Annotated in this window: 27 protein-coding genes, 1 tRNA gene and 1 other RNA gene; 20 read left to right on the plus strand and 9 right to left on the minus strand. The window is 66.3% G+C overall.

Annotated features, from left to right (window positions below):
- Nucleotides 1-3 precede the first annotated feature (3 nt).
- The 8 genes from ABE424_RS03590 to ABE424_RS03625 all read left to right on the plus strand — a co-directional run bounded on the left by ABE424_RS03590 (nucleotide 4) and on the right by ABE424_RS03625 (nucleotide 3,761).
- Entirely contained in the window at nucleotides 4-555 is a 552-nt protein-coding gene (locus tag ABE424_RS03590) for a TetR/AcrR family transcriptional regulator (RefSeq protein WP_346477938.1), read from the plus strand.
- A 55-nt stretch (nucleotides 556-610) separates the two neighbouring features.
- Nucleotides 611-922, plus strand: coding sequence for a hypothetical protein (locus ABE424_RS03595; protein WP_179459177.1), 312 nt, complete (start codon nucleotides 611-613; stop codon nucleotides 920-922).
- A gap of 739 nt (nucleotides 923-1,661) precedes the next feature.
- On the plus strand, nucleotides 1,662-1,967 hold the full coding sequence (locus tag ABE424_RS03600; RefSeq protein ID WP_346490860.1) for a hypothetical protein: 306 nt from the start codon (nucleotides 1,662-1,664) through the stop codon (nucleotides 1,965-1,967).
- A 303-nt stretch (nucleotides 1,968-2,270) separates the two neighbouring features.
- A tRNA-Met gene (locus ABE424_RS03605) sits at nucleotides 2,271-2,341 on the plus strand.
- A gap of 20 nt (nucleotides 2,342-2,361) precedes the next feature.
- Nucleotides 2,362-2,784, plus strand: a complete 423-nt coding sequence (locus ABE424_RS03610; RefSeq protein ID WP_346490861.1) for a hypothetical protein — start codon at nucleotides 2,362-2,364, stop codon at nucleotides 2,782-2,784.
- 52 nt (nucleotides 2,785-2,836) lie between these two features.
- Nucleotides 2,837-3,097 carry a hypothetical protein gene (locus ABE424_RS03615; RefSeq protein ID WP_346490862.1) on the plus strand — a complete coding sequence of 87 codons (261 nt, stop codon included), beginning with the start codon at nucleotides 2,837-2,839 and terminating at the stop codon, nucleotides 3,095-3,097.
- Nucleotides 3,098-3,139: 42 nt separating this feature from the next.
- On the plus strand, nucleotides 3,140-3,382 hold the full coding sequence (locus ABE424_RS03620) for a hypothetical protein (protein ID WP_346490863.1): 243 nt from the start codon (nucleotides 3,140-3,142) through the stop codon (nucleotides 3,380-3,382).
- Nucleotides 3,383-3,389: 7 nt separating this feature from the next.
- Nucleotides 3,390-3,761, plus strand: coding sequence for a hypothetical protein (locus tag ABE424_RS03625; RefSeq protein WP_346490864.1), 372 nt, complete (start codon nucleotides 3,390-3,392; stop codon nucleotides 3,759-3,761).
- A 463-nt stretch (nucleotides 3,762-4,224) separates the two neighbouring features.
- On the opposite strand, the gene ssrA is transcribed toward ABE424_RS03625, so the two are convergent.
- Both ssrA and ABE424_RS03635 read right to left on the minus strand, forming a co-directional pair.
- Nucleotides 4,225-4,627, minus strand: a transfer-messenger RNA (tmRNA) gene (gene ssrA / locus ABE424_RS03630).
- 106 nt (nucleotides 4,628-4,733) lie between these two features.
- The gene (locus tag ABE424_RS03635; protein ID WP_121042052.1) at nucleotides 4,734-5,087 is read right to left on the minus strand and encodes a hypothetical protein; all 354 of its coding nucleotides are present in this window, start codon (nucleotides 5,085-5,087) and stop codon (nucleotides 4,734-4,736) included.
- 249 nt (nucleotides 5,088-5,336) lie between these two features.
- On the opposite strand from ABE424_RS03635, the gene ABE424_RS03640 reads away from it, so the two are divergent.
- On the plus strand, nucleotides 5,337-5,990 hold the full coding sequence (locus tag ABE424_RS03640; RefSeq protein WP_346490865.1) for a hypothetical protein: 654 nt from the start codon (nucleotides 5,337-5,339) through the stop codon (nucleotides 5,988-5,990).
- Here ABE424_RS03640 and ABE424_RS03645 read toward each other — a convergent pair.
- A complete protein-coding gene (locus ABE424_RS03645) occupies nucleotides 5,969-6,406 on the minus strand; it encodes a YeeE/YedE family protein (protein WP_346477948.1) in 438 nt (145 codons plus the stop codon). The genes ABE424_RS03640 and ABE424_RS03645 overlap by 22 nt on opposite strands.
- Nucleotides 6,403-6,828, minus strand: coding sequence for a YeeE/YedE family protein (locus tag ABE424_RS03650; protein ID WP_346477949.1), 426 nt, complete (start codon nucleotides 6,826-6,828; stop codon nucleotides 6,403-6,405). The genes ABE424_RS03645 and ABE424_RS03650 overlap by 4 nt, the downstream gene beginning before the upstream one ends.
- A gap of 155 nt (nucleotides 6,829-6,983) precedes the next feature.
- Here ABE424_RS03650 and ABE424_RS03655 point away from each other — a divergent pair, with 155 nt between their 5' ends.
- The gene (locus tag ABE424_RS03655) at nucleotides 6,984-7,283 is read left to right on the plus strand and encodes a metalloregulator ArsR/SmtB family transcription factor (RefSeq protein ID WP_346477950.1); all 300 of its coding nucleotides are present in this window, start codon (nucleotides 6,984-6,986) and stop codon (nucleotides 7,281-7,283) included.
- A gap of 5 nt (nucleotides 7,284-7,288) precedes the next feature.
- Here ABE424_RS03655 and ABE424_RS03660 read toward each other — a convergent pair whose 3' ends face one another.
- Nucleotides 7,289-7,717 carry a GNAT family N-acetyltransferase gene (locus tag ABE424_RS03660; RefSeq protein ID WP_346490866.1) on the minus strand — a complete coding sequence of 143 codons (429 nt, stop codon included), beginning with the start codon at nucleotides 7,715-7,717 and terminating at the stop codon, nucleotides 7,289-7,291.
- Nucleotides 7,717-8,220: an SsrA-binding protein SmpB gene (smpB, locus tag ABE424_RS03665; protein WP_179459174.1), complete on the minus strand. Its 504-nt coding sequence runs from the start codon at nucleotides 8,218-8,220 to the stop codon at nucleotides 7,717-7,719. Before smpB ends, ABE424_RS03660 begins: the two co-directional genes overlap by 1 nt.
- 57 nt (nucleotides 8,221-8,277) lie before the next feature.
- Between smpB and ABE424_RS03670 the strand changes: the two genes are divergently transcribed.
- Nucleotides 8,278-8,706: a type II toxin-antitoxin system RatA family toxin gene (locus tag ABE424_RS03670; protein WP_176989739.1), complete on the plus strand. Its 429-nt coding sequence runs from the start codon at nucleotides 8,278-8,280 to the stop codon at nucleotides 8,704-8,706.
- A gap of 3 nt (nucleotides 8,707-8,709) precedes the next feature.
- Nucleotides 8,710-8,970, plus strand: a complete 261-nt coding sequence (locus ABE424_RS03675) for an RnfH family protein (RefSeq protein ID WP_346490867.1) — start codon at nucleotides 8,710-8,712, stop codon at nucleotides 8,968-8,970.
- Nucleotides 8,971-8,986: 16 nt separating this feature from the next.
- Here ABE424_RS03675 and bamE read toward each other — a convergent pair whose 3' ends face one another.
- Nucleotides 8,987-9,379: an outer membrane protein assembly factor BamE gene (bamE, locus tag ABE424_RS03680; protein WP_179459172.1), complete on the minus strand. Its 393-nt coding sequence runs from the start codon at nucleotides 9,377-9,379 to the stop codon at nucleotides 8,987-8,989.
- A 104-nt stretch (nucleotides 9,380-9,483) separates the two neighbouring features.
- On the opposite strand from bamE, the gene fur reads away from it, so the two are divergent.
- Entirely contained in the window at nucleotides 9,484-9,891 is a 408-nt protein-coding gene (fur, locus tag ABE424_RS03685; protein ID WP_070470227.1) for a ferric iron uptake transcriptional regulator, read from the plus strand.
- Nucleotides 9,892-9,978: 87 nt separating this feature from the next.
- Here fur and ABE424_RS03690 read toward each other — a convergent pair whose 3' ends face one another.
- A complete protein-coding gene (locus tag ABE424_RS03690; RefSeq protein WP_346490868.1) occupies nucleotides 9,979-11,220 on the minus strand; it encodes an SGNH/GDSL hydrolase family protein in 1,242 nt (413 codons plus the stop codon).
- A gap of 96 nt (nucleotides 11,221-11,316) precedes the next feature.
- Between ABE424_RS03690 and ABE424_RS03695 the strand changes: the two genes are divergently transcribed.
- Nucleotides 11,317-12,234: a LysR family transcriptional regulator gene (locus ABE424_RS03695; protein ID WP_346490869.1), complete on the plus strand. Its 918-nt coding sequence runs from the start codon at nucleotides 11,317-11,319 to the stop codon at nucleotides 12,232-12,234.
- 97 nt (nucleotides 12,235-12,331) lie between these two features.
- Here ABE424_RS03695 and recN read toward each other — a convergent pair whose 3' ends face one another.
- Complete coding sequence (recN, locus tag ABE424_RS03700) at nucleotides 12,332-13,993, minus strand: DNA repair protein RecN (RefSeq protein ID WP_176989743.1); 1,662 nt, start codon at nucleotides 13,991-13,993, stop codon at nucleotides 12,332-12,334.
- A gap of 125 nt (nucleotides 13,994-14,118) precedes the next feature.
- On the opposite strand from recN, the gene hrcA reads away from it, so the two are divergent.
- From hrcA to ABE424_RS03730, 6 genes are all read left to right on the plus strand, one after another.
- Nucleotides 14,119-15,186, plus strand: coding sequence for a heat-inducible transcriptional repressor HrcA (gene hrcA, locus ABE424_RS03705; RefSeq protein WP_019183158.1), 1,068 nt, complete (start codon nucleotides 14,119-14,121; stop codon nucleotides 15,184-15,186).
- Nucleotides 15,187-15,268: 82 nt separating this feature from the next.
- On the plus strand, nucleotides 15,269-15,784 hold the full coding sequence (gene grpE, locus ABE424_RS03710) for a nucleotide exchange factor GrpE (RefSeq protein WP_176989744.1): 516 nt from the start codon (nucleotides 15,269-15,271) through the stop codon (nucleotides 15,782-15,784).
- A gap of 174 nt (nucleotides 15,785-15,958) precedes the next feature.
- Entirely contained in the window at nucleotides 15,959-17,887 is a 1,929-nt protein-coding gene (gene dnaK / locus ABE424_RS03715) for a molecular chaperone DnaK (RefSeq protein ID WP_176989745.1), read from the plus strand.
- A 164-nt stretch (nucleotides 17,888-18,051) separates the two neighbouring features.
- A complete protein-coding gene (gene dnaJ, locus ABE424_RS03720; RefSeq protein ID WP_121042065.1) occupies nucleotides 18,052-19,188 on the plus strand; it encodes a molecular chaperone DnaJ in 1,137 nt (378 codons plus the stop codon).
- 108 nt (nucleotides 19,189-19,296) lie between these two features.
- Nucleotides 19,297-20,205, plus strand: coding sequence for a pyridoxal kinase (pdxY, locus tag ABE424_RS03725; protein WP_346490870.1), 909 nt, complete (start codon nucleotides 19,297-19,299; stop codon nucleotides 20,203-20,205).
- Nucleotides 20,202-21,314, plus strand: coding sequence for a prephenate dehydrogenase (locus ABE424_RS03730; protein WP_346490871.1), 1,113 nt, complete (start codon nucleotides 20,202-20,204; stop codon nucleotides 21,312-21,314). Before pdxY ends, ABE424_RS03730 begins: the two co-directional genes overlap by 4 nt.
- Nucleotides 21,315-21,434: the final 120 nt, after the last annotated feature.

Genomic DNA, 21,434 nt, shown 5'->3' on the forward strand with positions numbered 1-21,434 from the left:
CCCATGCGCCCGAGCAACCGAACCAACATCCTCGACGCCGCCGTCCGCGTGATCGAACGCGACGGCATCACCGCGCTCACCTTCGAAGCGGTCGCCACCGAATCCGGCATCGCCCGGGGCGGGTTGCTGTACCACTTCCCCTCGCGTGATGCGCTGCTGCAGGGCATCCACCAGCACCTGGCCAGCGTGTGGGAGGCAAGCATGATCGATGCGGCCGGCAAGCCGGCCGAGGCCGCGGGGAGGACCGAACGCTACCAGGCCTACGCACTCACCTGTGCCCAGACCGCGAGCCGGGCGGAGCTGCAGCTGATGTTCGATGCAGCCGCCACCGACGAGAACATGCAGCCCTGGACCACGGTGGTGGAGCGCTGGTCGCCGCCCACGCCGCAGGACCTGAGCGACCCGGCTGCGCTGGACCTGTTCATCGCCAAGCTCGCCGCCGACGGCATGTGGGTGTTCGAAGCGCTGTCGCGCTCGCGGCTGGCGCCCGAGGTGCGGCAGGCCATCGCCGACCGGCTGGCGCAGACGATCGCGGCCGCCTCGACGACAGCGTGATGCCCGCCATGCGGGTAACCTTGGCGGTTCACTTCTTGAATGACGGGTCCGCCTGATGGATTACCAGCTTGTGATCAAGTTCTGGCGCAAGTCGCTGGACGATGAGGCCTTCCTGGCGACGCTGGAGGCCGAGCTGACCACCGCGCTCGGCAAGACCGCGACGCTGGATGGCTACGACGTCAGCGCGAAAGAGATCAACCTTTTCATGTTCACTGCGGATCCGCGCCCGACGTTCCGGAAGACCAAGGATGTGCTGGAGAGGATGGGGGTGCTGCACAGTGTGTCTGCGGCGTACCGGCTGGTGGGCGGCGCGCAGTTCACCTCGGTGTGGCCGCTTCGGATGGCGCGGAAGTTTACGTTGCCGTGAGGGGGTTGAAGTCAGGCTCGATGCCCAACAGGGAGGTGCTTGGTTGCAAAAGTGCAAGGTGCGGTGGTATGGGGCCCGCCAGATATAGCCGTGAGAGAGCAGATGCAACAGATGCTCCATCTCGCGATTCACTACCGCGATCAAATTCATACGGCAGGGGCTGACAAGTTGCGTTATCAGATGCCTATGTCTGCAACTTTCAACAGTTGTCCCTGATGCCTCGGCCCTGCGCTGGGTCTTCCGCGTTTTCGGGGCCCTGCACCGATCCAACACCGTGCGACCAAGCCTGCAATCCCCGCCGTGATCGTTCAGGTCAGCCAGTACGCCGAAGCAGCGGCGGCAGTGGTGGGGGCGTGGCGCTGATCCTGCGCATCGAGTTCACGGTTTCCGCCAGCTAGGCAGTGAAGGAAAGGATGATGGCGGAGCAGCAGGCTGACGCTATGGCAGTATCGCTACAAGCTTGGACGTGGATTAGACTCCGTGCGCGGCACTGCGGTCGCCTAGCTCATGGAGGAGACTAATGGATGTGGCAACCGTGTATGCGGGGATTCAGGACCTTTGGCGCGAGTCAGACAAATTGCCTGGAATTGCAGCCGCCCTCGCATGCTTTGTGGCGTGGCGGACGTGGCGAACGCAGCATACGCACAACCGAATGGCGGTAGTGCCATTCCCCACATTGAGGTTTGGGCTTGGGAAAACCGGAGTCGTGATTTTTCTAGCGAACGACGGGATAGGACCCATGAGGGTCAAGACGTTGAGGTTCATCCGAGACGATGGACAGTCCTTCGATTCCATCGCACCGGTTATGCCGTACAGGTCATTGAACATCGCAATCGCAACCTCTTTAGATGACCGTGCCATTTCACCCGGGAAAGACGTTCAGATCCTAAACGTCGCTTACGATCCGTCGCCAGAGAACAAGCTGCATCTGGACATTCGGCAGCAGCTTGCACGCTGTGATTTAGTGTTGGAGTACACGGACGTTTACGGCGGAAAGTTCAAAAAGTACAGCCGCCACGGAAAGTGGTTTATCGAAAATGCTTGACAGTGACGTCATCAAGTTATCTGATTTTGCAAATGTCAAGAACTGTCCCTGAAGCCTTCGGCCAAAGCCGGGGCTTCTGCGCACCTGACGTGCCAATACCGATTGATCACCGAGCGACTAGGCCTGAGTACCTCGCCGAGAGGAGGCAGGGACCGGCGAGTCCATTTCTAGGCGGAAGCTGGGTGGGGATCATTACCCCGGTCGATGTGCCTATCCAGCAGCGGTAATGGGCCTTCTACGCCCGCGGACCACCGGACCAACCATGTCACTTCGCACCAGTCGGTAGCGGTGCGGGCACCTATTGCAGGGTGGAGAAGCTGCATCCCGCCGAGCTCATAACCCGGAGGGCGCCCGTTCGAATCGGGCCACTGCCACCTGCCACGGAGACACTATGGTGAGCACTGAAACTGTCGCAGGCAAGTACGCGCAGACGCAGGAAGATGTATGTATCCGCTTCGGCATCGTGTCGGCCCTGGAGAACTCCCACTTCCTGGCATACATGGCGGTCGAACCGCAGGGCGTCAGCCGTGTGCGGGAGAACCTTGGCTACAGCGCGCCGCAGCGCCTCAAGGTCTTCCCGGGTCGGAACGGCCTGAAAACGCTGGCGCAGGGGGGGGAGGGCAGCGTCGCCGGCGGACGCAATGCGAACTTACCGCGGTGCTTGGAGCTTCGAGAACATTGGAATCCGCAGCGCGATGACGGAGCGCGGTTCTCTTGCCCCAGCCTCATCCACTATACCGGGCGCGCAAACGTTACGGCCTACTCGCAGGCCATTTACGGCGAGGACGGGGTGGCGCGATCCCAGCGTGCTGGATAAGCTGCCTGACGCGGCGCTGGCAGCCAGCTGGTAGTGGGTGCCAGCGGCTGCGGTGAGCCGGCGCGGCCGGACGAGCTGCGGGCAGAACCCGCAGGGTACCGGCGCCCTCAACGGCCTGGCGAGCCTGTCGGTCAAGCTGGCGCAAGCCAAAAGCACTCCTGCATCGCATGACCGCCGCAAAGAAGAAGCCGCGGCTGTCGCCGGTCAGCAGGTGCAGGGCGTGCTGATACTGCTGGACGGCAGGACCAACATTCCGAACGCCCAGCTGCTGTCGACCATCCGAGGGATGGTGATCGGATCATGCACCCGGTGAGCCATCCGGTGGCAAGGGTTCCTGTCGGGGTAGAATCCGCCCATGAGCCCCGAGCCGTCCAACCTGGACATGGTACGTAGTGACGCGCCGCCCACTGAGGGCGAGGTGGCGGAGCTACGGGAGGCGGTAGACCGGATGCGGCGGAACCGCTCGCTGCTGGATGGGTTCAACCGAAAGCCGACGCGGTTCGTGCGGGATGGGTACTTGGTCTATGTCGGGGTCTGCTTCACCCGCGATCAGCCGCTGAAGTTGGTCTCGGCCAAGCTCGCGCCAGTGGGCAAGTAGGGTAGACATGTCAGCTCTTGAATGGAGTGTCCTGAGCTTCTTTCTAGGCCTTTTGCTCGGTCACTGGCTTGCGATCGGTCGGGATCGGCGCAAGGAGTTCAACGAAAGTGCCGGCCCTGTCCGAGAGTGGATTCTCCTGCAACTCGACCACCCCGAGTGGGGCCTTTCTGAGCCGCCGACGTTGGTGGAGAGGGATGCGTTCGTGCAACGTCTCGGCGTTATAAGGCGGGCTAGTTTCAACCGGCTCTGGGCCGAAATGATTGAGGAGTATGCGCGCAACGTTCGGCAGGATCCTGAGACAGGGTTCCCTATCTACACGAGAAGCGAAGCGCTGTGGCAGATTTTTAAACAGATCGAGCCGATCACACGAGCACGGTAGCGCACAAGAAAATATCGACTGCAAAGATGCAATGAGGTCCGCCCACCAGCGGGCCTTACTCGTTCCGCGAGACCCCCGCCCCTTGATGGTTTTTTACGCCTATCGCGAGGAGATAGAGCAATGACCGAGTGCTCCGCGCAGGTCAGTGAGGGGATTTCTCTCGGCACTCCCGGTGGCGATCGCATGTCGTATGATCTGTCGGCCATCTTGGGTGAAATCTCTAACTAGAGCCCGCCGCCGTCGAACAGCCTCCAAGTCTTCTCGGCCGGCTTGGCACGCCGCAAGGCAAGATCGGTAAGTGCGCGCATCTGGCTGGGGGCATGGGGTAGATGCCCCAGAATATGCCCCCACGGTCTCACGACCTGCAACGCACGGTGCCGAACGATGCCGGCAATAAAAAAGCCCGGGAACCCTTGTTGTGTAAGGGTTCCCGGGCTTCTTAGGATTCTTTCGAACCCTTCAATGGTGGAGGTGGGCGGAATTGAACCGCCGTCCGAAGGCACTCCATCCCCGGTACTACATGCTTAGCTCACCGTTAGATCTCATCCTGTGGCAGCACGGTGTGCAAAGCGCACCCCAGGACCAGCCTGCTTTAGTTAAGTCGTGACTGACAGGCAGCCATCACAACCGGTTCCGTGATAATGACCCTACATCTACGAGCACGGGCACAAGTAGGTTCGGGGGTTCGCCTAAGGCGGCTGTAGAACTAAACGCTAAAGCTGTTTTTAGGCAGCGATTGCGAAGTCGTTCGAACCGTAGTTGTCGTCGTTGGCAACTAAAAGTTTGCTGCTGGATTAACGAGGAAAGCTGCCCCCTCGGCATGCACCAAGTAACTTCACAACCCCCGTCGAAACCAATGCACCCCCGGTTTCTTCAAGAACCGCACTTCATCCGGAAACAGCACCGGACGTCTACTTGACGGGTCCGATGCTACTCCAATCCAGCTGAACAGTCACCTTGCCCGCCGGGTACTTACTTCTGCAGCTGGCGGCGGCTGTCGGCCTTGTGGCGGGCCTTTTCCTTCTTCAGACGGTTGTGCTCGTTGCGCACGGTCATCGCCTGCTTCTTGGCCTGCGGTTCGACCCGGGCCATCAGCGATTCCACCTGGGCCACCAGGCGGCGGTGCTCCAGGCTGTCGTAGCTCTGCGTCTCCGAGGCGACGCGCTTGGCGTTGCGGATCAGGTAGGTCAGCACCTTGAGCAGCGCGGCCGGGTCCATGGCGCGGGCGAGTTCGTCAAAGATGAACTCCAGCGCCGCCACGTCGGCGCGCAGGGTGGTCAGTTCGTCCGCCGCCAGTGCGGGTGCCGGGGTAGTTTCGAGAGTCACGCGCGGATCCTTTCCGTATCAATGCGGGGATTCTGACAGTTGTGCGGGGTTGGCGGGGAAAGATCGTTGTCCCGCTGGCGTCCGCGGGTCAGGCGGGGCGGGCACCTGGGCGCACGGGCGGACTACAATCCGGCCCCGGAAGAGTGGTTGCAGACAGGGACGAGGCGTTGAAGAAGCAGGTGTGGATTGCAGTGGCGGTGCTGGTGGTGGCGGTGATCGGAGCCGCCAGCGTTTGGCGGTCGACGTCGGGTGCGCAGGCGCCTGGCAGGGCAGGCGTCGAAACCGGCCGTACAGGCGGCCACGCCTTCGGTTGAAGCGGCGCCGCCCCCCTCGACCAAACCGCCCCATCCCTTCCCCGATCTCCCCCGCTCACGGGAGGGCCTGGATATCGCCCAGGACCCCTTCAGCAGCGGTCACCCGGAGGAGCGGCGCTGGCTCGACCAGCACGGCTTCCCCAATGGCGCGCAGTGGACCCGCTATCAGCAGGCCTCCGACGCCGAGCTCGACCAGGCGGCACGGGCAGGCGACACGGTGGCGGCAACGATGCGCGATGCGCGGCGGCTGGGCGTGGACCCGAAGGCCGAAAGTCGTCTGCTGGCCGCCGGCGCGGAAGGCGATCTGTTCGCGCTGAGCCTGCTGTCGTCCTGGAAGGCGGGTACCCATGCGGCAGGGATTCCCGAGGCCTACGCGATATCCCGCGTGGCCGAGATGCGCGGCGATCTGACCACGGCGCTGCACCGGGAAATGATGCTGGGGGCACGGCTTAGCGGCGAGCAGCGCCTGCTGGCCGAGGCCGAAGCGCTGCATCTGAACCTCCATCTCAATGCGTTGTATCGCCAGAAGCACGGCGTGGACCCGCCGCCGGTGGAGATGCGACCGTATCAGGTCGACGACGCGCGCTGAGCCTGACGTTCCCACCCCCGGTGCACTGCCATGCCAACGAGCATCGCCGGCACGAACCAAAGGGCTTCGTGGGCCCCATAGCCGAGACCGACCAGTGCCGGCCCGGGGCAATAGCCCGCCAAGCCCCAGCCGATGCCAAACAACGCTGCGCCGCCGAGCAGGCGGGTGTCGATCCGTTGGCTGTTGCTGAGATGGAAGTGATCAGCCAGGCGCGGCCGCGGCGCGCGCAGCACGAACCGGAACAGCAGCGCGGTGGTGGCGACGGCGCCGCCGAGAACGAACAGCAGGGACGGGTCGAACGCGCCGGTGACATCCAGAAAACCGAGGATGCGCAGCGGATCGGTCATGCCCGAGACTGCCAGGCCGAGACCGAACAGGGCGCCCGCACAGAGCGCGGCCAGACTCTGTCGGTTCATGCGATCCCCGCGACGTGGCGCACGATGAAGGTGGTCAGTATCGCGGTGACCATGAACACCCCTACGGCGACGAGCGAGCGCAATGACAGGCGACCCAGGCCGCAGACGCCATGGCCGCTGGTGCAGCCGCCGCCCAGCCGGGTGCCGAAGCCCACGAGCAGGCCGCCTGCGATCAGCAGTACCGGCGGAAAGCCGGTGCGTGAGGGCGCGGCGGAGGGCAGCCAGTGCAGCGCAAGTGCACCGGCCGCGATCAACCCCAGCAGAAATGCATAGCGCCACGCCGTCTCGCCACGTTTCGGGAACAAGGCGCCGGCGGTGATGCCGCTGATGCCGGCGATGCGGCCGTTGAGCCAGAGCAGGGCGGTGGCGGCAAGGCCAATCAGTACACCGCCCGCCAGGGCGGTCACCCAGCCCGGCGTCATGGGCGATCAACGGCAGCGGTAGAAAGGTCTGGATGCGACATGGGTTCGCCCTGTAATTCAGATAAATCTAAATTAGGGTTGTCTCAGGTAAAGTGCAAGTCATGCGTGATTCGAACCCGACTCGACATTCCCCTGTGACCTCCCGTGCTGCAGAGATGGCCGCCCAAGCGGACCAGGCCGCTGCCCTGTTGAAGGCGCTGGCACATCCGGCACGGCTGCGGGTGTTGTGTCGGTTGGTGGAAGGCGAGGCGTCGGTGGGGGAGTTGCAGCCGCTCAGTGGGCTGGGTCTGTCAGCGCTGTCCCAGCACCTGGCGGTGCTGCGGGGAATGGCGTTGGTCACCACCCGGCGCGAGGCGCAGACGATCTTCTATGCGCTGGCCGAGTCGCCGGCACTGCGCGTGCTGGCGGCGTTGCATGACGCCTACTGCCCGGACGGCGAGGCCGGCGCTGCGTAGGGGCCCTACAGCCACTTGCGCAGATACAGCCGCTGATGGCCGGGCGGAAACGCCTGCAGCCGGCCGAACACCTCATAGCCCTGCTTGAGGTAGAAGCCCTCGGCTTGCCAGGAGAAGGTATCCAGCGTCACGGCGTGTGCGCCGAGCGTGCGGGCCTGTTGTTCGGCATCGGCCAGCAGGGCTTGGCCCAGGCCTTCGCCGCGACGGGTGTCGTCGACCCACAGCGCATGCACCATCAGCCAGCCCCCGCAGACATCGGCGGCGATCCCGGCCACCACCTGGCCGGCGGCGTCGTGGATCACGCGGTTGACCGGCTGGTCGTCCAGGGCATCGCCGCTGGCGGCCTGGTTGAAGGCCAGCAGACCGGCGAACACCGCGCGGGTGTCCTCGGCGCTGGCCGGCTGGATGCCCGCTGCGGGCACCGTGCGCGTCATCAGGCGTCGCGGTTGTGGCGGCGCATCGTGCGCGACTTCTCGCGCGCCCAGTCGCGGTCCTTCTCGGCATCGCGCTTGTCGTGGGTCTGCTTGCCCTTGGCCAGCGCGATCTCGAGCTTGATCTTGTTCTTGCTCCAGTACATCGCGGTGGGCACGATCGTGTAGCCGTCGCGCTGGACCTTGCCGATCAGCTTGTCGATCTCGTTGCGATGCAGGAGCAGCTTGCGCTCCCGGCGGTCGTTGGCCACCACGTGGGTGGAGGCCTGGATCAACGGGGTGATCTGCGCACCGATCAGGTAGATCTCGCCGTCACGCACGTAGGCGTACGCATCGATGATGTTGCCGCGCCCGGCGCGGATCGACTTGACCTCCCAGCCCTGCAGGGCCAGGCCGGCTTCGAAGCGATCTTCGATGTGGTACTCGTGACGGGCACGCTTGTTGAGCGCGATGGTTTTGTTGGCCGTCGCGTCCTTTGCTTTATCCTTGCCGCTGTTCTTGCTCATTTCCCTATTGTCTCCGATTCGGGCACGCCCGGTCGATTCATCAGACATCTGTATCGCATGCCAACTATCCGCCGTAGTGCCCTGGTCGAACATTCGGCTGCCCGCATGTTCGACCTGGTCAATGATATTGACGCCTATCCGCGCCGCTTCCGCTGGTGTTCGGCCTCGCAGATCCTGGAGTCCGGCCCGGACCGCCTGGTCGCGCGCCTGGATCTGGGCTTCGGCTCGTTCTCGACCTGGTTCATGACCGAGAACACGCTGCAGCGCCCGCACAGCATCGATATGCAGCTCAAGGACGGGCCGTTCAAGCGCCTGCACGGGCGCTGGGAGTTCCATGCGCTGGCCGAAGACGCCTGCAAGGTCACGCTGACGCTGGAGTTCGAGCCGACCTCACGCCTGCTCGGTCCGGCCTTGGCGCTGGGCTTCCAGGGTCTGGCCGATCGCATGGTGAATGACTTCGTCCGCGTCGCCGACGCCCAGGAGTGAGCCGTGATCACGGTCGAGGTGGTGCTGGCCTGGCCTGACCGGGTCGCGTCGCGGGTGCTGACGCTGGCCGAGGGGGCCACCGTTGCCGACGCCGTCGCGCTGGCCGCCATCGAAGGCAGTGACCGGTGCCCGGCCGTGGCCGTGCACGGCCTGCTGGCCAAGGCGGATCAGGGGCTGCGCGAGGGCGACCGGGTCGAGCTGCTGCGTCCGCTGCTGGCCGACCCGAAAGACAATCGCCGCCGACGCGCACGCGCCGGCAGCTGACTGAAGAAGGCGGGCCTCAGCGGCCGCGCTTCTTCTTGTCCTTGGGCAGGTTGCGGCCGAACTGGCGCACCGTGCTGCGGGCCAGCTGGGCATCATCGCTGGCGAAGTACTCGCCGTCCCAGCGGGTCACCGCGTCGTTCTCGAAGTAGACGGTGAAGTTCTTCACGTCCGTCTTGCCGACGCGGTTCACGCGCTGGCTGGCGGTGTAGTCCCAGCGCTGGGCGTGGAACGGGTCCGCGATGGAGGGCGTGCCGAGCAGGGCACTGACCTGCTGCTTGCTCTGGCCCACCTGCAGCTGACCGACGGCCTGCTCCCGGATCAGGTTGCCCTGATAGATGGGTTGCTTGTAAATGATGCCGCAGCCCGTGGTGGACAGGGCAACGGCGGCGACCAGCAGGAGATTGCGCATCGGGGAATGGCGTTTGGGGAAATCGAGTCGATGATACACTCCTGACGTGTCGCCGCGACCCAATCCGAGGCAGCTGGCGCTAAATCGCCAATGAACGGAGAACTATGGAAACCCACGACCTGCGCAAAGTCGGCCTGAAGGTGACCCATCCGCGTATGCGGATCCTGGCGCTGCTCGAGCAGCGCAATGCCAGCCACCACATGACCGCCGAAGACATCTACCGCCAGCTCCTGGAGCACGGTGACGAGATCGGCCTGGCCACGGTGTACCGGGTGCTGACCCAGTTCGAGGCCGCCGGCCTGGTGCTGAAGCACAACTTCGAGGGCGGCCAGGCCGTTTACGAACTGGACCGCGGTGGTCATCACGACCACATGGTCGATGTGGACAGCGGCAAGATCATCGAGTTCGAAAGCCACGAGATCGAGGAGCTGCAGCGCAAGATCGCCGCGGACCACGGCTACGAGCTGGAAGAGCACTCGCTGGTGCTCTACGTGCGCAAGAAGCGCCGGTGATGGCTTTGGGCCGGTCGTGGTGACCGGCCTGGCCAGAACAGGCTGCTGATCAGACCCCCGCGCCTCGGCACGGGGGTTTTTTCGTTCTCAGGGTGTCGTGACCGGCACTTGGCGGGGCAGCAGCGCCTGCAGATCCACCGCGTCAGCCATCGCCCGGTTGCCTGCATCGCCCGGGTGGAGGTGATCGCCGGAATCGAACGCCGCCGCCAGCCGGGAGGGATCGGCAGGGTCGCGCAGCACGGCATCGAGATCGATCACGGCATCGAACGGGCTGTCCTGCCGTAGCCAGTCATTGAGCCGACGGCGCAGCGCGTCCTTGTCGGGCTGGTAGTAATCGTCCAGCGGAGTGTCGGGCAGGGCGCCTTCAAACGGCGGCAGGGTTGCGCCGAGGATGCGGACGCCGCGCGCATGGGCGCGTTCGACCAGGGCGAGATAGCCCGCCTGCAGCTCGGCCAGGGTCGGCGCCGGCGCGGTGCGGGCGAACGCGGTGCCGGGCCAGCCGATGTCGTTGGTCCCCAGCAGCACGATCACGCTGGCCACGCCGGATTGATCGAGCACGTCACGCTGGAACCGCGACAGCGCTGCCTCGCCCATGCCATCGCGCAGCAGGCGTCCCCCGGAGATGCCTGCGTTGACCACGGCCACCCCCTGCGGCGCCAGGCGCGCGGCGAGGTGGTCGGTCCAGCGCTGGTCGCGGTCCAGACTGGCGGTCGCGCCATCGGTGATCGAGTCACCGATCACGACCACGCTCCGGGCATCGGCGGGCGCTTCCACATCAATGCCCGAGACGAACAGGCGGGCGGTCGTGGTCGCGGTGGCGGTCAGGGTGGGGGCGAGGGTCTGGTCGCCAGCGGCGAACGACGCGGTCTGCCGGCCGTCCCAGTGGAACGTCTGCAGCGGCGTGCGTTCGGCGAGGTAGACGCTCACCTGCACGGCCTGCAGATCGGCGGTGGCCAGCGCCAGCGGGTCGCTCAGGCGTTCCTTGCCGGGCGCGATCAGGGTGTCGCTGTGCCCGTCGAACGAGAGCGCCAGCGGGGGTCGTCCCGCTCCGGCAGCAACGCTGGCCGCGCTGATCCGCAGGGGCTGCCTGCCATACGCATTGCTCAGACGCACGCGCAGCTTCCCGCCCCCCAGGCCGAGGCGCGCGGTCTGGCGGAAGGTCTGTGCCTCGAGATGCGCGGGAATCAGCGTGGGAAACAGGAAGCCTGCGTCCCACACCGGTTGCGGGCTGGCCTGCCAACTGGCGACCCACGTCGTCGGAGGGGCCGCTGCTGCACCCCCGGCGGTGGCAAGCAGGGCAGTGGCGGTGAGGCGGGCGAGGGCATGCATCGGGCAATCCGTGGGTGAGGGAATGCCATGGTGATCTTCGGTTCACCTGTGAACTAGACTGCCTGTGGACAATCATCTGTGAACTGGATTCATCCCATGGCAGGCACCGACATCAACCGTTCCGGCGAACTGGAAGTATTCGTCCGGGTCGTCGAAACCGGCGGGTTCTCGGCGGCGGCCCGCTCGCTGGAGCTGAGTCCCTCGGCGGTCAGCAAGCTGGTCTCACGGCTGGAGCAGCGGCTGGGCACCCGCCTGTTGCAGCGCTCGACCCGCCAGCTGCAGTTGACCCAGGAGGGTTGTGCCTTCTACGAGCGCGGGTTACGGGTGCTGGCCGATCTGGACGAGGCCGAGCGCTGTGCCAGCGCACATGCCGAGCCGCGCGGACGCCTGCGGGTGAACGCCAACGTGCCGTTCGGCCAGCATTTCCTGTTGCCGCTGCTGCCGGACTTCCTCGCGCTGCGCCCGCAGGTCGGGGTGGACCTGGTGCTGACCGACGAGGTGATCGATCTGCTTGAACAGCGCACCGACGTGGCGGTGCGGGCCGGGCCGCTGAAGAGCTCCAGCCTGGTCGCGCGGCGGCTGGGTGCGACCCGGATGATGATCGTGGCCGCCCCCGGCTATGCCGCCCGGCATGGGCTGCCGGAAGACGCCGACGCGCTGCTGGCGCACAACCGGCTCGATATCGGGCATCCACGCGCGTATACGGGGTGGCCACTGGAGCTCAACGGCGAACGGACGGTCATTCCGACCGAGGGCAACGTGCGCGCCAGTGATGGCGAGGCCCTGCGCCGGTTGGTGCTCGGCGGCGTGGGCATCGCGCGGCTGGCGGCGTTCCAGGTGCAGGCCGATGTCGCGGCGGGGCGGCTGCTGCCGGTGCTGGAGCACGCCAATCCCGGCGATCGGGAAGAGGTGCATGCGGTGTTCCAGGGGCAGGGCGGTTACCTGCCGCTGCGGGTGCGCGCGCTGCTGGATTTCCTGGTGGCGCGGGTGGACCTGGCCAGGCCGCTGGGCTGATGGCGGGGTGGGCAACATCCGAAGAAGTCGGCCAGCGGCCGGTGATGGCAGGACGGGCCGACATCCGGAGGAGCCGGCCAGCGGCCGGCACTACCGGTCAGACCTGGAGCAGCTTGCGCGCTGCGGCGCGGGCTTCCTTGCTGACTTCCACGCCGCCCAGCATCCGGGCCAGCTCTTCTTCGCGGGCCTTGGCATCGAGCTTCTCGACCGCGCTCTGGGTCATGCCGTCCACCGGGGCCTTGCTGACCCGGTAGTGGGCGTGGCCCTTGGAGGCGACCTGCGGCAGATGGGTGACGCACAGCACCTGACGCTTCTCGCCCAAGGCGCGCAGTTTCTGCCCGACGATATCGGCCACGGCGCCGCCGATGCCCGAGTCGACTTCGTCGAAGACCATGGTCGGCACTGCATCCAGGCCCAGCGCGGCCACTTCGATCGCCAGCGAAATCCGGGACAGCTCACCGCCCGAAGCCACCTTGCGCAGGGCACGCGGTGGCTGGCCGGCGTTGGCGGCGACCAGGAACTCGACCCGCTCGGCGCCGTTCGGGTCCGGCTTGGCCACGGTCTGCGGCTCGATATCGATCAGGAACTGACCACCGCCCATGCCCAGCTCGCCGATCAGGGTGGTGGTGGTGTCCGACAGGGCCTTGGCAGCCTTCCGGCGGCTGGCGCTGAGCACCTCGGCCACGGTCTTCCACTGCCCGGCGGCGCGGTCGATCTCACCGGCCAGGGCCTGCAGGCGCTCATCGGCGCCGCGCAGCTGCTCGACTTCGGCCTCCATCGCGTCGCGGTGCTCGCCCAGCGCTTCCATCGGCACGCGGTGCTTGCGGGCGAGGTCGTGCAGGCGGCCCAGGCGGCGCTCGATGTCCTCGAACTGCTCGGGGTCGGCATCCAGGTCGTCGTGGACCCGATCGAGCAGGGACAGCGCTTCGTCCAGCTGGATGGCGGCGCTGTCGAGCAGGGCGTCGACCTCGCCGAGACGGCTGTCGTGTTCGGCCACGCGGGTCAGATCGTGACGGGTCTGCTGCAGCAGCTGCAGCACCGAGACTTCGTCGTCGCCGTTGAGGCGGCTGACGGCCACGTCGCAGGCGCTGATCAGCGCGCTGGCATGGGCCTGGCGGCGGTGGCTGCTGCCCAGGGTGGCAATCGAGGCCGGGTCGAGGTCTTCGCGCTTGAGCTCGCCGAGCTGGTGCTCGAGGTAGCCGATCCGGTCGCTCACGTCGCCCTGGCGCGACAAGGCCTCGGCTTCATCGACCAGCGCCTGCCAGCGTGCCGCGGTCTGGCGGACCTGGGCGCGCTCGGCGTCGTTGCGGGCGAAGGCATCCAGCAGCGAGAGCTGCGAGGGGCGCGAGAGCAGGGCCTGCTGTTCGTGCTGGCCGTGGATTTCCACCAGCATGCCGGCCAGCTCGGTCAGCTGGGAGAGCGTCACCGGGCGGCCATTGATGAAGGCGCGCGAGCCACCGTCGGCGCGGATCACGCGTCGCAGCTGGCACTGTTCTTCGTCGTCGAGCTCGTTGTCGCGCAGCCATTGGCGCGCCGGGGCGTCGGCCAGCGGCGCGAATTCGGCCGAGAGCTCGGCGCGCGCGGCACCGTGGCGGACCACGCCGCTGTCGGCGCGCAGCCCGGACAAAAAGCCCAGCGCGTCCACCATCAGCGACTTGCCCGCGCCGGTTTCACCCGAGACCACGGTCATGCCGGCGCCGAATTCCAGCTCGGTGGCGCGGACGACCGCGAAATCCTTGATCGATAGATGTCTAAGCATGGTCTACGTTGTACACGAGGGGTGTCTCCAAGCCGCGCACGCTAGCATGGGCCGGGGGCGTCTCCAATGACTTGCCAACGCCCCGTGCAGCCATTATCTAAGTGGGCGTCTCACAGGCTGATTCCATGCATCCTTCCGCGTCACATCTCGCGCCACGCGCCCGCCATCTGCTGCGGACGCTGATCGCCCGCCACATCCAGGATGGCGAGCCGGTCGGCTCGCAGACGCTTGCCCGGCATGCCGGCCTGGACGTCAGCCCGGCCACGATCCGCAACATCCTGGGCGACCTGGAAGACCTGGGCCTGCTCAGCTCGCCGCATACCTCCGCCGGCCGGGTGCCGACCGCGCACGGCTACCGGGTGTTCGTGGACAGCCTGGTCAAGATGCAGCCGCCGGGCGAGGGCGAGCTCAGCCGCCTGCGTACCGAGCTGGCCACCGGCACCGGCACCCAGGCCCTGCTCGGCAGTGCCTCGGAGCTGCTGTCGGCGATGAGTCACTTCGTCGGGGTGGTCAGTGCCCCACGCCGGGAGCAGTTCGCGTTCCGGCATATCGATTTCGTGGCGCTGGACGCGCGCCGGGTGCTGGCGATCCTGGTGTTCGCCGACAACGAAGTGCAGAACCGGGTGATCGAGCCGCGGCGCAGCTTCGACCCGGGCGAGCTGGAGCAGGTCGCCAACTATCTCAATGCGAACTGCGCCGGGCGGCCGCTGGCCGAGATCCGGGCCCGGCTGCTGCTGGAGCTGCGCGATGCGCAGTCGGAGATGGAGCAGCTGCTGGCGCACAGCATCGAGCTGGCCGAACAGGCGATGGTGCCGCCGGCCGATGACATGGTGCTGGCCGGGCAGACCCGGCTGATGGGCGTGCAGGACCTCTCCGACCTGGAGCGGCTGCGCGAGCTGTTCGACGTGTTCGCCAGCAAGCGCGAGATCCTGCAACTGCTCGAGCGCACCATCCAGGCCCCGGGCGTGCGCATTTTCATCGGCGAAGAGACCGGGGTGATGCCGCTGGAGAGCGTCTCGCTGGTCACCGCCCCGTACTCGGCCGATGGCCAGGTGCTGGGCGTGCTGGGGGTGATCGGCCCGAAGCGGATGGCCTACGACCGCATGATCCCACTGGTGGAAGCCACCGCCCAGGTACTGGGGGCCGCGCTGGGCTCGCCCGGCGGCGGCGGATTGTCCCGCGATCGCGCATAAAGCGGCCCTGGACTCTTGAATCCCGTAGCCGCGCCCACATAGGGGTGGGTGGAGGCGGAGAGTCACCGCCAAGGATCCGGAAATGAACCAAGATCAGTCAGATATCGCATCCCAGAATCCCGCCGGCGAGCCGGCCGCTGAGCCGTCCCTGCAGCAGCAGCTGGACAGCCTGCACAACGAGCTTGCCCTGCTGCGCTCGGAGTCGCTGCGCGAACGCGCCGACCTGGACAACCAGCGCAAGCGCGTCGCCCGCGACGTGGAACAGGCGCGCCGCTTCGCCAATGAAAAACTGCTCGGCGAGCTGCTGCCGGTGTTCGACAGCCTCGATGCCGGCCTCAATGCCGCCGGCAGCGAACCGAGCCCGCTGCGCGAAGGTCTCGAACTGACCTACAAGCAGCTGCTCAAGGTCGCCGCCGACAATGGCCTGACCCTGCTCGACCCGACCGGCCAGACCTTCAACCCGGACCACCACCAGGCGATCAGCCAGGTCGACGCGCCCGGCGCGGCGCCCGGCAGCGTGGTCCAGGTGTTCCAGAAGGGCTACCTGCTCAACGACCGCCTGCTGCGTCCGGCGCTGGTCGTGGTGGCCCGCGACTGACCCGCATCCCGGTCTGCCGGGCCTGTCCCGGCGGCTCGACCGGACGCTGAACGCGTTGGGTCGTCATCGAACACTGTGTTTGATGGACGGCTTGAAAGTGTCCGCAGCGTCCCACACATCCCATTCATAACCCGGCAGCTGCCGGATGTACCCAGAACTTCAGGAGTCTCCCTCATGGGCAAGATCATTGGTATCGACCTCGGCACCACCAACTCGTGTGTGGCGATCATGGACGGCGGCAAGGCCCGCGTCATCGAAAACGCGGAAGGCGATCGCACCACGCCCTCCATCGTCGCCTACACCAAGGACGGCGAAGTCCTGGTCGGCGCCTCGGCCAAGCGCCAGGCCGTGACCAACCCCAAGAACACCTTCTACGCCGTCAAGCGCCTGATCGGCCGCAAGTTCACCGACGCTGAAGTCCAGAAGGACATCGCGCACGTGCCCTACGGCATCCTGGCCCATGACAACGGCGACGCCTGGGTCCAGACCAGCGACGGCAAGAAGATGGCCCCGCAGGAAATCTCCGCCCGCGTGCTGGAGAAGATGAAGAAGACCGCCGAAGCGTTCCTGGGTGAGACCGTCACCGAGGCCGTGATCACCGTGCCGGCCTACTTCAACGACAGCCAGCGCCAGGCCACCAAGGACGCCGGCCGCATCGCAGGCCTGGAAGTCAAGCGCATCATCAACGAGCCGACCGCGGCTGCCCTGGCCTATGGCCTGGACAAGGGCGACGGCCGTGACCGCAAGATCGTTGTGTACGATCTGGGCGGCGGCACCTTCGACGTGTCGATCATCGAGATCGCCAACGTCGACGGCGAGAAGCAGTTCGAAGTGCTGGCCACCAACGGCGACACCTTCCTGGGCGGCGAAGACTTCGACAACCGCGTCATCGAGTACCTCGTCGACGAGTTCAACAAGGACCAGGGCATCGACCTGCGCAAGGATCCGCTCGCCCTGCAGCGCCTGAAGGACGCCGCCGAGCGCGCCAAGATCGAGCTGTCCACCAGCCAGCAGACCGAAGTGAACCTGCCGTACGTCACCGCTGACGCGTCGGGCCCGAAGCACCTGAACATCAAGCTGACCCGCGCCAAGCTGGAAGCGCTGGTGGAAGACCTGATCAAGAAGTCGATCGAGCCGTGCCGCATCGCGCTGAACGATGCCGGCCTGCGTTCGAGCGACATCGGTGAAGTGATCTTGGTCGGCGGCCAGACCCGCATGCCGAAGGTGCAGCAGGCCGTGACCGAGTTCTTCGGCAAGGAACCGCGCAAGGACGTCAACCCGGACGAAGCCGTGGCACTGGGTGCCGCGATCCAGGGCGGCGTGCTGGGCGGCGACGTCAAGGACGTGCTGCTGCTGGACGTGACCCCGCTGTCGCTGGGCATCGAGACCCTGGGTGGCGTGTTCACCAAGATCATCGAGAAGAACACCACCATCCCGACCAAGGCCTCGCAGGTGTTCTCCACCGCCGAGGACAACCAGTCGGCCGTGACCGTGCACGTGCTGCAGGGTGAGCGCGAGCAGGCCCGCTTCAATAAGTCGCTGGCAAAGTTCGACCTCTCCGGCATCGAGCCGTCGCCGCGCGGCCTGCCGCAGGTGGAAGTGTCCTTCGACATCGACGCCAACGGCATCCTGCACGTCTCGGCCAAGGACAAGAAGACCAACAAGGAACAGAAGGTCGAGATCAAGGCCGGTTCGGGTCTGTCCGAGGACGAGATCGCGCGCATGGTCGCCGACGCGGAAGCCAACCGCGAAGAAGACAAGAAGTTCCATGAGCTGGTCCAGGCCCGCAACCAGGCTGACGCGCTGATCCACGGTACGCGTACCGCGATCACCGAGCACGGCAGCAAGGTCGGTGGCGACGTGATCGGCAAGGTCGAGTCGGCCCTGGCCGATCTGGAAACCGCGATGAAGAGCGACGACAAGGCCCAGATCGAAGCCAAGTCGAAGGTGCTGGAAGAAGCCGGCCAGGCCCTGTTCGCGGCCTCCGCGGCGGCCGAGCAGGGTGGCGCCGCACCGGGTCCGGATGCCGGTGGCAACAACGGCGCGCACGACGATGTGGTCGACGCCGAGTTCACCGAAGTCAAGGACGACAAGAAGTCCTGATCCGGCCATGACACGGGACGTTGCGCAGGCAACGTCCCGTTGTCGTCTCCCCCTTCTGGTCCTGACAGCCGTATCCCGGCCTGTCGGGGCGCCCGGCGAAAGAGCGGACCTGGTGCCGCTCTTCCGCTTTGACGAATCCCGACTTCCGGAAACCGATTCAAGCTATGAGCAAGCGCGATTACTACGAAGTGCTGAGCGTGTCCCGCACCGCCAGCGACGAAGAACTGAAGAAGGCCTATCGCCGTTGCGCGATGAAGTTCCACCCGGATCGCAACCCGGGTGACAACGAGGCCGAGGCCGCCTTCAAGGAATGCAAGGAAGCCTACGAAACCCTGTCCGATGGCAACAAGCGCCGGATGTACGATGCCCACGGCCACGCGGCGTTCGAGCACGGCATGGGCGGCGGTGGTGGTGGTCCGGGTGGCCCGGACATGGGCGATATCTTCGGGGACATCTTCGGCAACATCTTCGGCGGTGGCGCCGGCGGTGGTGGTCCGCGCCAGGCCCGTCGCGGTGCCGACATCGGTTACGTGATGGAGCTGGACCTGGAAGAAGCGGTGATGGGCGTGGAACGCCGCATCGAGATTCCGAGTCTGGTCGAGTGCGATGACTGCAACGCCAGCGGTTCGGAAGATGGCAAGGTCGAGACCTGCTCGGTCTGCCGTGGTCAGGGCCAGGTGCGCATCCAGCGCGGCATCTTCGCGATGCAGCAGGCCTGCCACCACTGCAACGGCCGTGGCCAGATCATCCAGAACCCCTGCAAGACCTGTCACGGCAATGGCCGTGTCGAGGAAGACAAGGTGTTGTCGGTCAAGGTGCCCGCGGGCGTCGACACCGGCGACCGCATCCGGCTGTCCGGTGAAGGCGAGGCCGGTCCGGCAGGCACCCCGGCAGGCGATCTGTACGTGGAAGTGCGGGTGCGCGAGCACGCGATCTTCCAGCGCGATGGCGACGACCTGCACTGCGAAGTGCCGATCCGCATCTCGCAGGCCGCGCTGGGCGATACCGTCCGTGTGGCCACGTTGGGTGGCTATGCGGAAATCCGCATTCCGGCCGAAACCCAGACCGGCAAGCTGTTCCGCATGCGCGGCAAGGGCGTGCGCTCGGTGCGCAGCCGCAGCGAAGGCGACCTGTACTGCCGCGTGGTGGTGGAGACCCCGGTCAACCTCACCCCGGAGCAGCGCAAGCTGCTGGAACAGTTCGAGACCACCTTCACCGGTGAGGAAGCGCGAAAGCACTCGCCGAAGTCGGCGACCTTCATCGATGGCGTGAAGGGCTTCTGGGACCGCATGACGTCGTAAGCGTCACGGGTTCCTGTGAACTACCGAAGGCCCCCTGGAAACAGGGGGCTTTTTTTGTGCGCAGACGGCTCTACCTCTACCGGGCGGCACCGGGCGTAAAATGTCGGCATGAACGAATCCCTCGAAAGCCACCTGGTCCACGGCCGCCGCCAGCGCCCGGACGGTCCGTCGCCGGTCGACGTCATCTCGGTGCAGTCCCAGCTGGTGTACGGCTATGCCGGCAACAGCGCTGCCGTGCCGCCGCTGCGCGCGTTGGGCGTGCGCGTGGCCGAAATCCCCACCACGCTGCTCAGCAACGCGCCGTTCTACGAAACGACGCGCGGTCGCGTGCTGCCCTCGGACTGGTTCGCCGATCTGCTGCTCGGCGCCGGTGAGCGCGGCCTGCCACAGCGGGCGCGGATGCTGGTGTCGGGCTACTTCGGCAGCGTTGGCAACGGTGCGGCCTTCGCCGACTGGCTCGATGCGGTGCTGCCGTCCTCGCCGCAGCTGCGTTACTGCCTGGACCCGGTGATCGGCGACACCCACACCGGCCCTTATGTCGAACCGGGCCTGGAAAAGGTCTTTGCCGAACGGCTGCTGCCGCATGCCTGGCTGGTCACGCCGAATGCCTTTGAGCTCGGCCGCCTGACCGGGATGCCCAGCCTGGCCCAGGACGATGCGATCGCCGCGTCGCAGGCGCTGCTGGCGCGTGGCCCGGAGTGGGTGCTGGCGCACAGCGTCGGTGGCGATCCGGGCCAGCTGGTCACGCTCGCGGTCAGCCGCGACGTGATCTGGCGCTGGTCCTCGCCGCACCTGCCGGTGGACGTGGCGGGCACGGGCGACGTGCTGATGTCGTTGCTGGTCGCCTTCCTGCTGCGTGGGGAAACCTTCGAACAGGCGATCTCGCGCGCCATCGCCGGCGTGCACGTCGCGCTGGAGACCACCCTGGCCAACGGCCATGAAGAGTTCGATGTGCTGGCGGCGGCGCCGGCAGCGCTGGCCCTGCCGGATCGCTTCGTCCCCGAGCGCCTGGCGTGAGCATGACGCCGGTGGTCGGCATCGTCGGCAGCGACGGTGCCTACGGGCGCTGGCTGCGCCGGTTCCTGGCGCAGCGCCTGGGTCTGGAGGTGATCGGCCACGATCCAGCCGCTCCGCAGTCGGACAGCCCGGAGACCCTGCTCGAGCGCGCGCAGGTGCTGATCTTCTCGGCACCGATCCGGCACACGCCCGCGCTGATCGCCGACTACGTCGCGCGATCGGCGGGTCGTGAAGCCGGTCGCCTGTGGCTGGATGTCACCTCGGTCAAATCCGCACCGGTGGAGGCGATGCTTGCCTCGCAGGCCGAGGTGGTGGGCCTGCATCCGATGACGGCCCCGCCCAAGGCACCCACGCTGAAGGGCAGGGTGATGGTGGTCTGCGAGGCGCGCCTGGCGCGGTGGCAGCCGTTCGTGCAGCAGCTGTGCGACGCACTGGAAGCGGAGTGCGTGCGCGCCACGCCCGAACATCACGATCAGGTCATGGCGCTGGTCCAGGCGATGGTGCATGCCACGCATCTGGCGCAGGCTGGCGTGCTGCGCGAGTACGCGCCGATCCTGGGCGCGCTGCCGGCGCTGATGCCGTACCGGTCGGCCTCGTTCGAGCTGGATACCGCGATCATCGCGCGCATCCTCTCGCTCAATCCGGCGATCTACGAAGATATCCAGTTCGGCAATCCGCATGTGGCACCGATGCTGGATCGCCTGCTGGCCCAGCTGCAGCAGCTGCGGGCACAGCTGAAGCAGGGCGATGACGCGGCGCGCGCAGCGTTCCGCCAGCAGTTGCTGCTGGACAACCGAGACAGCATGGGGACGGAGGTGCTGGCCGACGGCAACTACACCTTCGAGCGGGTCGGCTACCTGCTGGCCGACCTCACCGAGCGCAACGCGATCAGCGTGCACCTGCCCGAAGACCGGCCCGGTTCGCTGCGCGAGCTGCTGCATGTGTTCGAGCGGCACCGGGTCAGCCTGGCCTCGATCCATTCCTCGCGTACGCCCGCCGGTGAGGTGCACTTCCGGGTCGGATTCGTAGCGGGCAGCGATGCGCTCGCGCTGCAGGCGGCGGCCATCGAGATCGATGCCTCGGGTATCGGCCGCGTGCTGGTCCGCTGACACGGTGCACCGCAGCATTCATCCACAGGGGGTGTGGATGATCTGCGCACAAACGTGTGGATAAGTGCGTACGCGCCTTGCGGGTAAAGGCTGTCAAGATGCTTGGTCAAAAATTGACCA

Origin of the sequence: Stenotrophomonas sp. TWI1149, assembly GCF_039673155.1 — a bacterium.
Taxonomy (GTDB): Bacteria; Pseudomonadota; Gammaproteobacteria; order Xanthomonadales; family Xanthomonadaceae; genus Stenotrophomonas; species Stenotrophomonas maltophilia_AA.

Excerpts from the sequence above, each read along its gene's own strand:
- ABE424_RS03590 (WP_346477938.1), top strand. The coding sequence starts at position 4 with ATGCGCCCGAGCAACCGAACCAACATCCTCGACGCCGCCGTCCGCGTG.
- ABE424_RS03595 (WP_179459177.1), top strand. The coding sequence starts at position 611 with ATGGATTACCAGCTTGTGATCAAGTTCTGGCGCAAGTCGCTGGACGAT.
- ABE424_RS03600 (WP_346490860.1), top strand. The coding sequence starts at position 1,662 with ATGAGGGTCAAGACGTTGAGGTTCATCCGAGACGATGGACAGTCCTTC.
- ABE424_RS03620 (WP_346490863.1), top strand. The coding sequence starts at position 3,140 with ATGAGCCCCGAGCCGTCCAACCTGGACATGGTACGTAGTGACGCGCCG.
- ABE424_RS03625 (WP_346490864.1), top strand. The coding sequence starts at position 3,390 with ATGTCAGCTCTTGAATGGAGTGTCCTGAGCTTCTTTCTAGGCCTTTTG.
- ABE424_RS03645 (WP_346477948.1), bottom strand. The coding sequence starts at position 6,406 with ATGAACCGACAGAGTCTGGCCGCGCTCTGTGCGGGCGCCCTGTTCGGT.
- ABE424_RS03650 (WP_346477949.1), bottom strand. The coding sequence starts at position 6,828 with ATGACGCCGGGCTGGGTGACCGCCCTGGCGGGCGGTGTACTGATTGGC.
- ABE424_RS03655 (WP_346477950.1), top strand. The coding sequence starts at position 6,984 with ATGGCCGCCCAAGCGGACCAGGCCGCTGCCCTGTTGAAGGCGCTGGCA.
- ABE424_RS03660 (WP_346490866.1), bottom strand. The coding sequence starts at position 7,717 with ATGACGCGCACGGTGCCCGCAGCGGGCATCCAGCCGGCCAGCGCCGAG.
- smpB (WP_179459174.1), bottom strand. The coding sequence starts at position 8,220 with ATGAGCAAGAACAGCGGCAAGGATAAAGCAAAGGACGCGACGGCCAAC.
- ABE424_RS03670 (WP_176989739.1), top strand. The coding sequence starts at position 8,278 with ATGCCAACTATCCGCCGTAGTGCCCTGGTCGAACATTCGGCTGCCCGC.
- bamE (WP_179459172.1), bottom strand. The coding sequence starts at position 9,379 with ATGCGCAATCTCCTGCTGGTCGCCGCCGTTGCCCTGTCCACCACGGGC.
- fur (WP_070470227.1), top strand. The coding sequence starts at position 9,484 with ATGGAAACCCACGACCTGCGCAAAGTCGGCCTGAAGGTGACCCATCCG.
- ABE424_RS03690 (WP_346490868.1), bottom strand. The coding sequence starts at position 11,220 with ATGCATGCCCTCGCCCGCCTCACCGCCACTGCCCTGCTTGCCACCGCC.
- ABE424_RS03695 (WP_346490869.1), top strand. The coding sequence starts at position 11,317 with ATGGCAGGCACCGACATCAACCGTTCCGGCGAACTGGAAGTATTCGTC.
- recN (WP_176989743.1), bottom strand. The coding sequence starts at position 13,993 with ATGCTTAGACATCTATCGATCAAGGATTTCGCGGTCGTCCGCGCCACC.
- hrcA (WP_019183158.1), top strand. The coding sequence starts at position 14,119 with ATGCATCCTTCCGCGTCACATCTCGCGCCACGCGCCCGCCATCTGCTG.
- grpE (WP_176989744.1), top strand. The coding sequence starts at position 15,269 with ATGAACCAAGATCAGTCAGATATCGCATCCCAGAATCCCGCCGGCGAG.
- dnaK (WP_176989745.1), top strand. The coding sequence starts at position 15,959 with ATGGGCAAGATCATTGGTATCGACCTCGGCACCACCAACTCGTGTGTG.
- dnaJ (WP_121042065.1), top strand. The coding sequence starts at position 18,052 with ATGAGCAAGCGCGATTACTACGAAGTGCTGAGCGTGTCCCGCACCGCC.
- pdxY (WP_346490870.1), top strand. The coding sequence starts at position 19,297 with ATGAACGAATCCCTCGAAAGCCACCTGGTCCACGGCCGCCGCCAGCGC.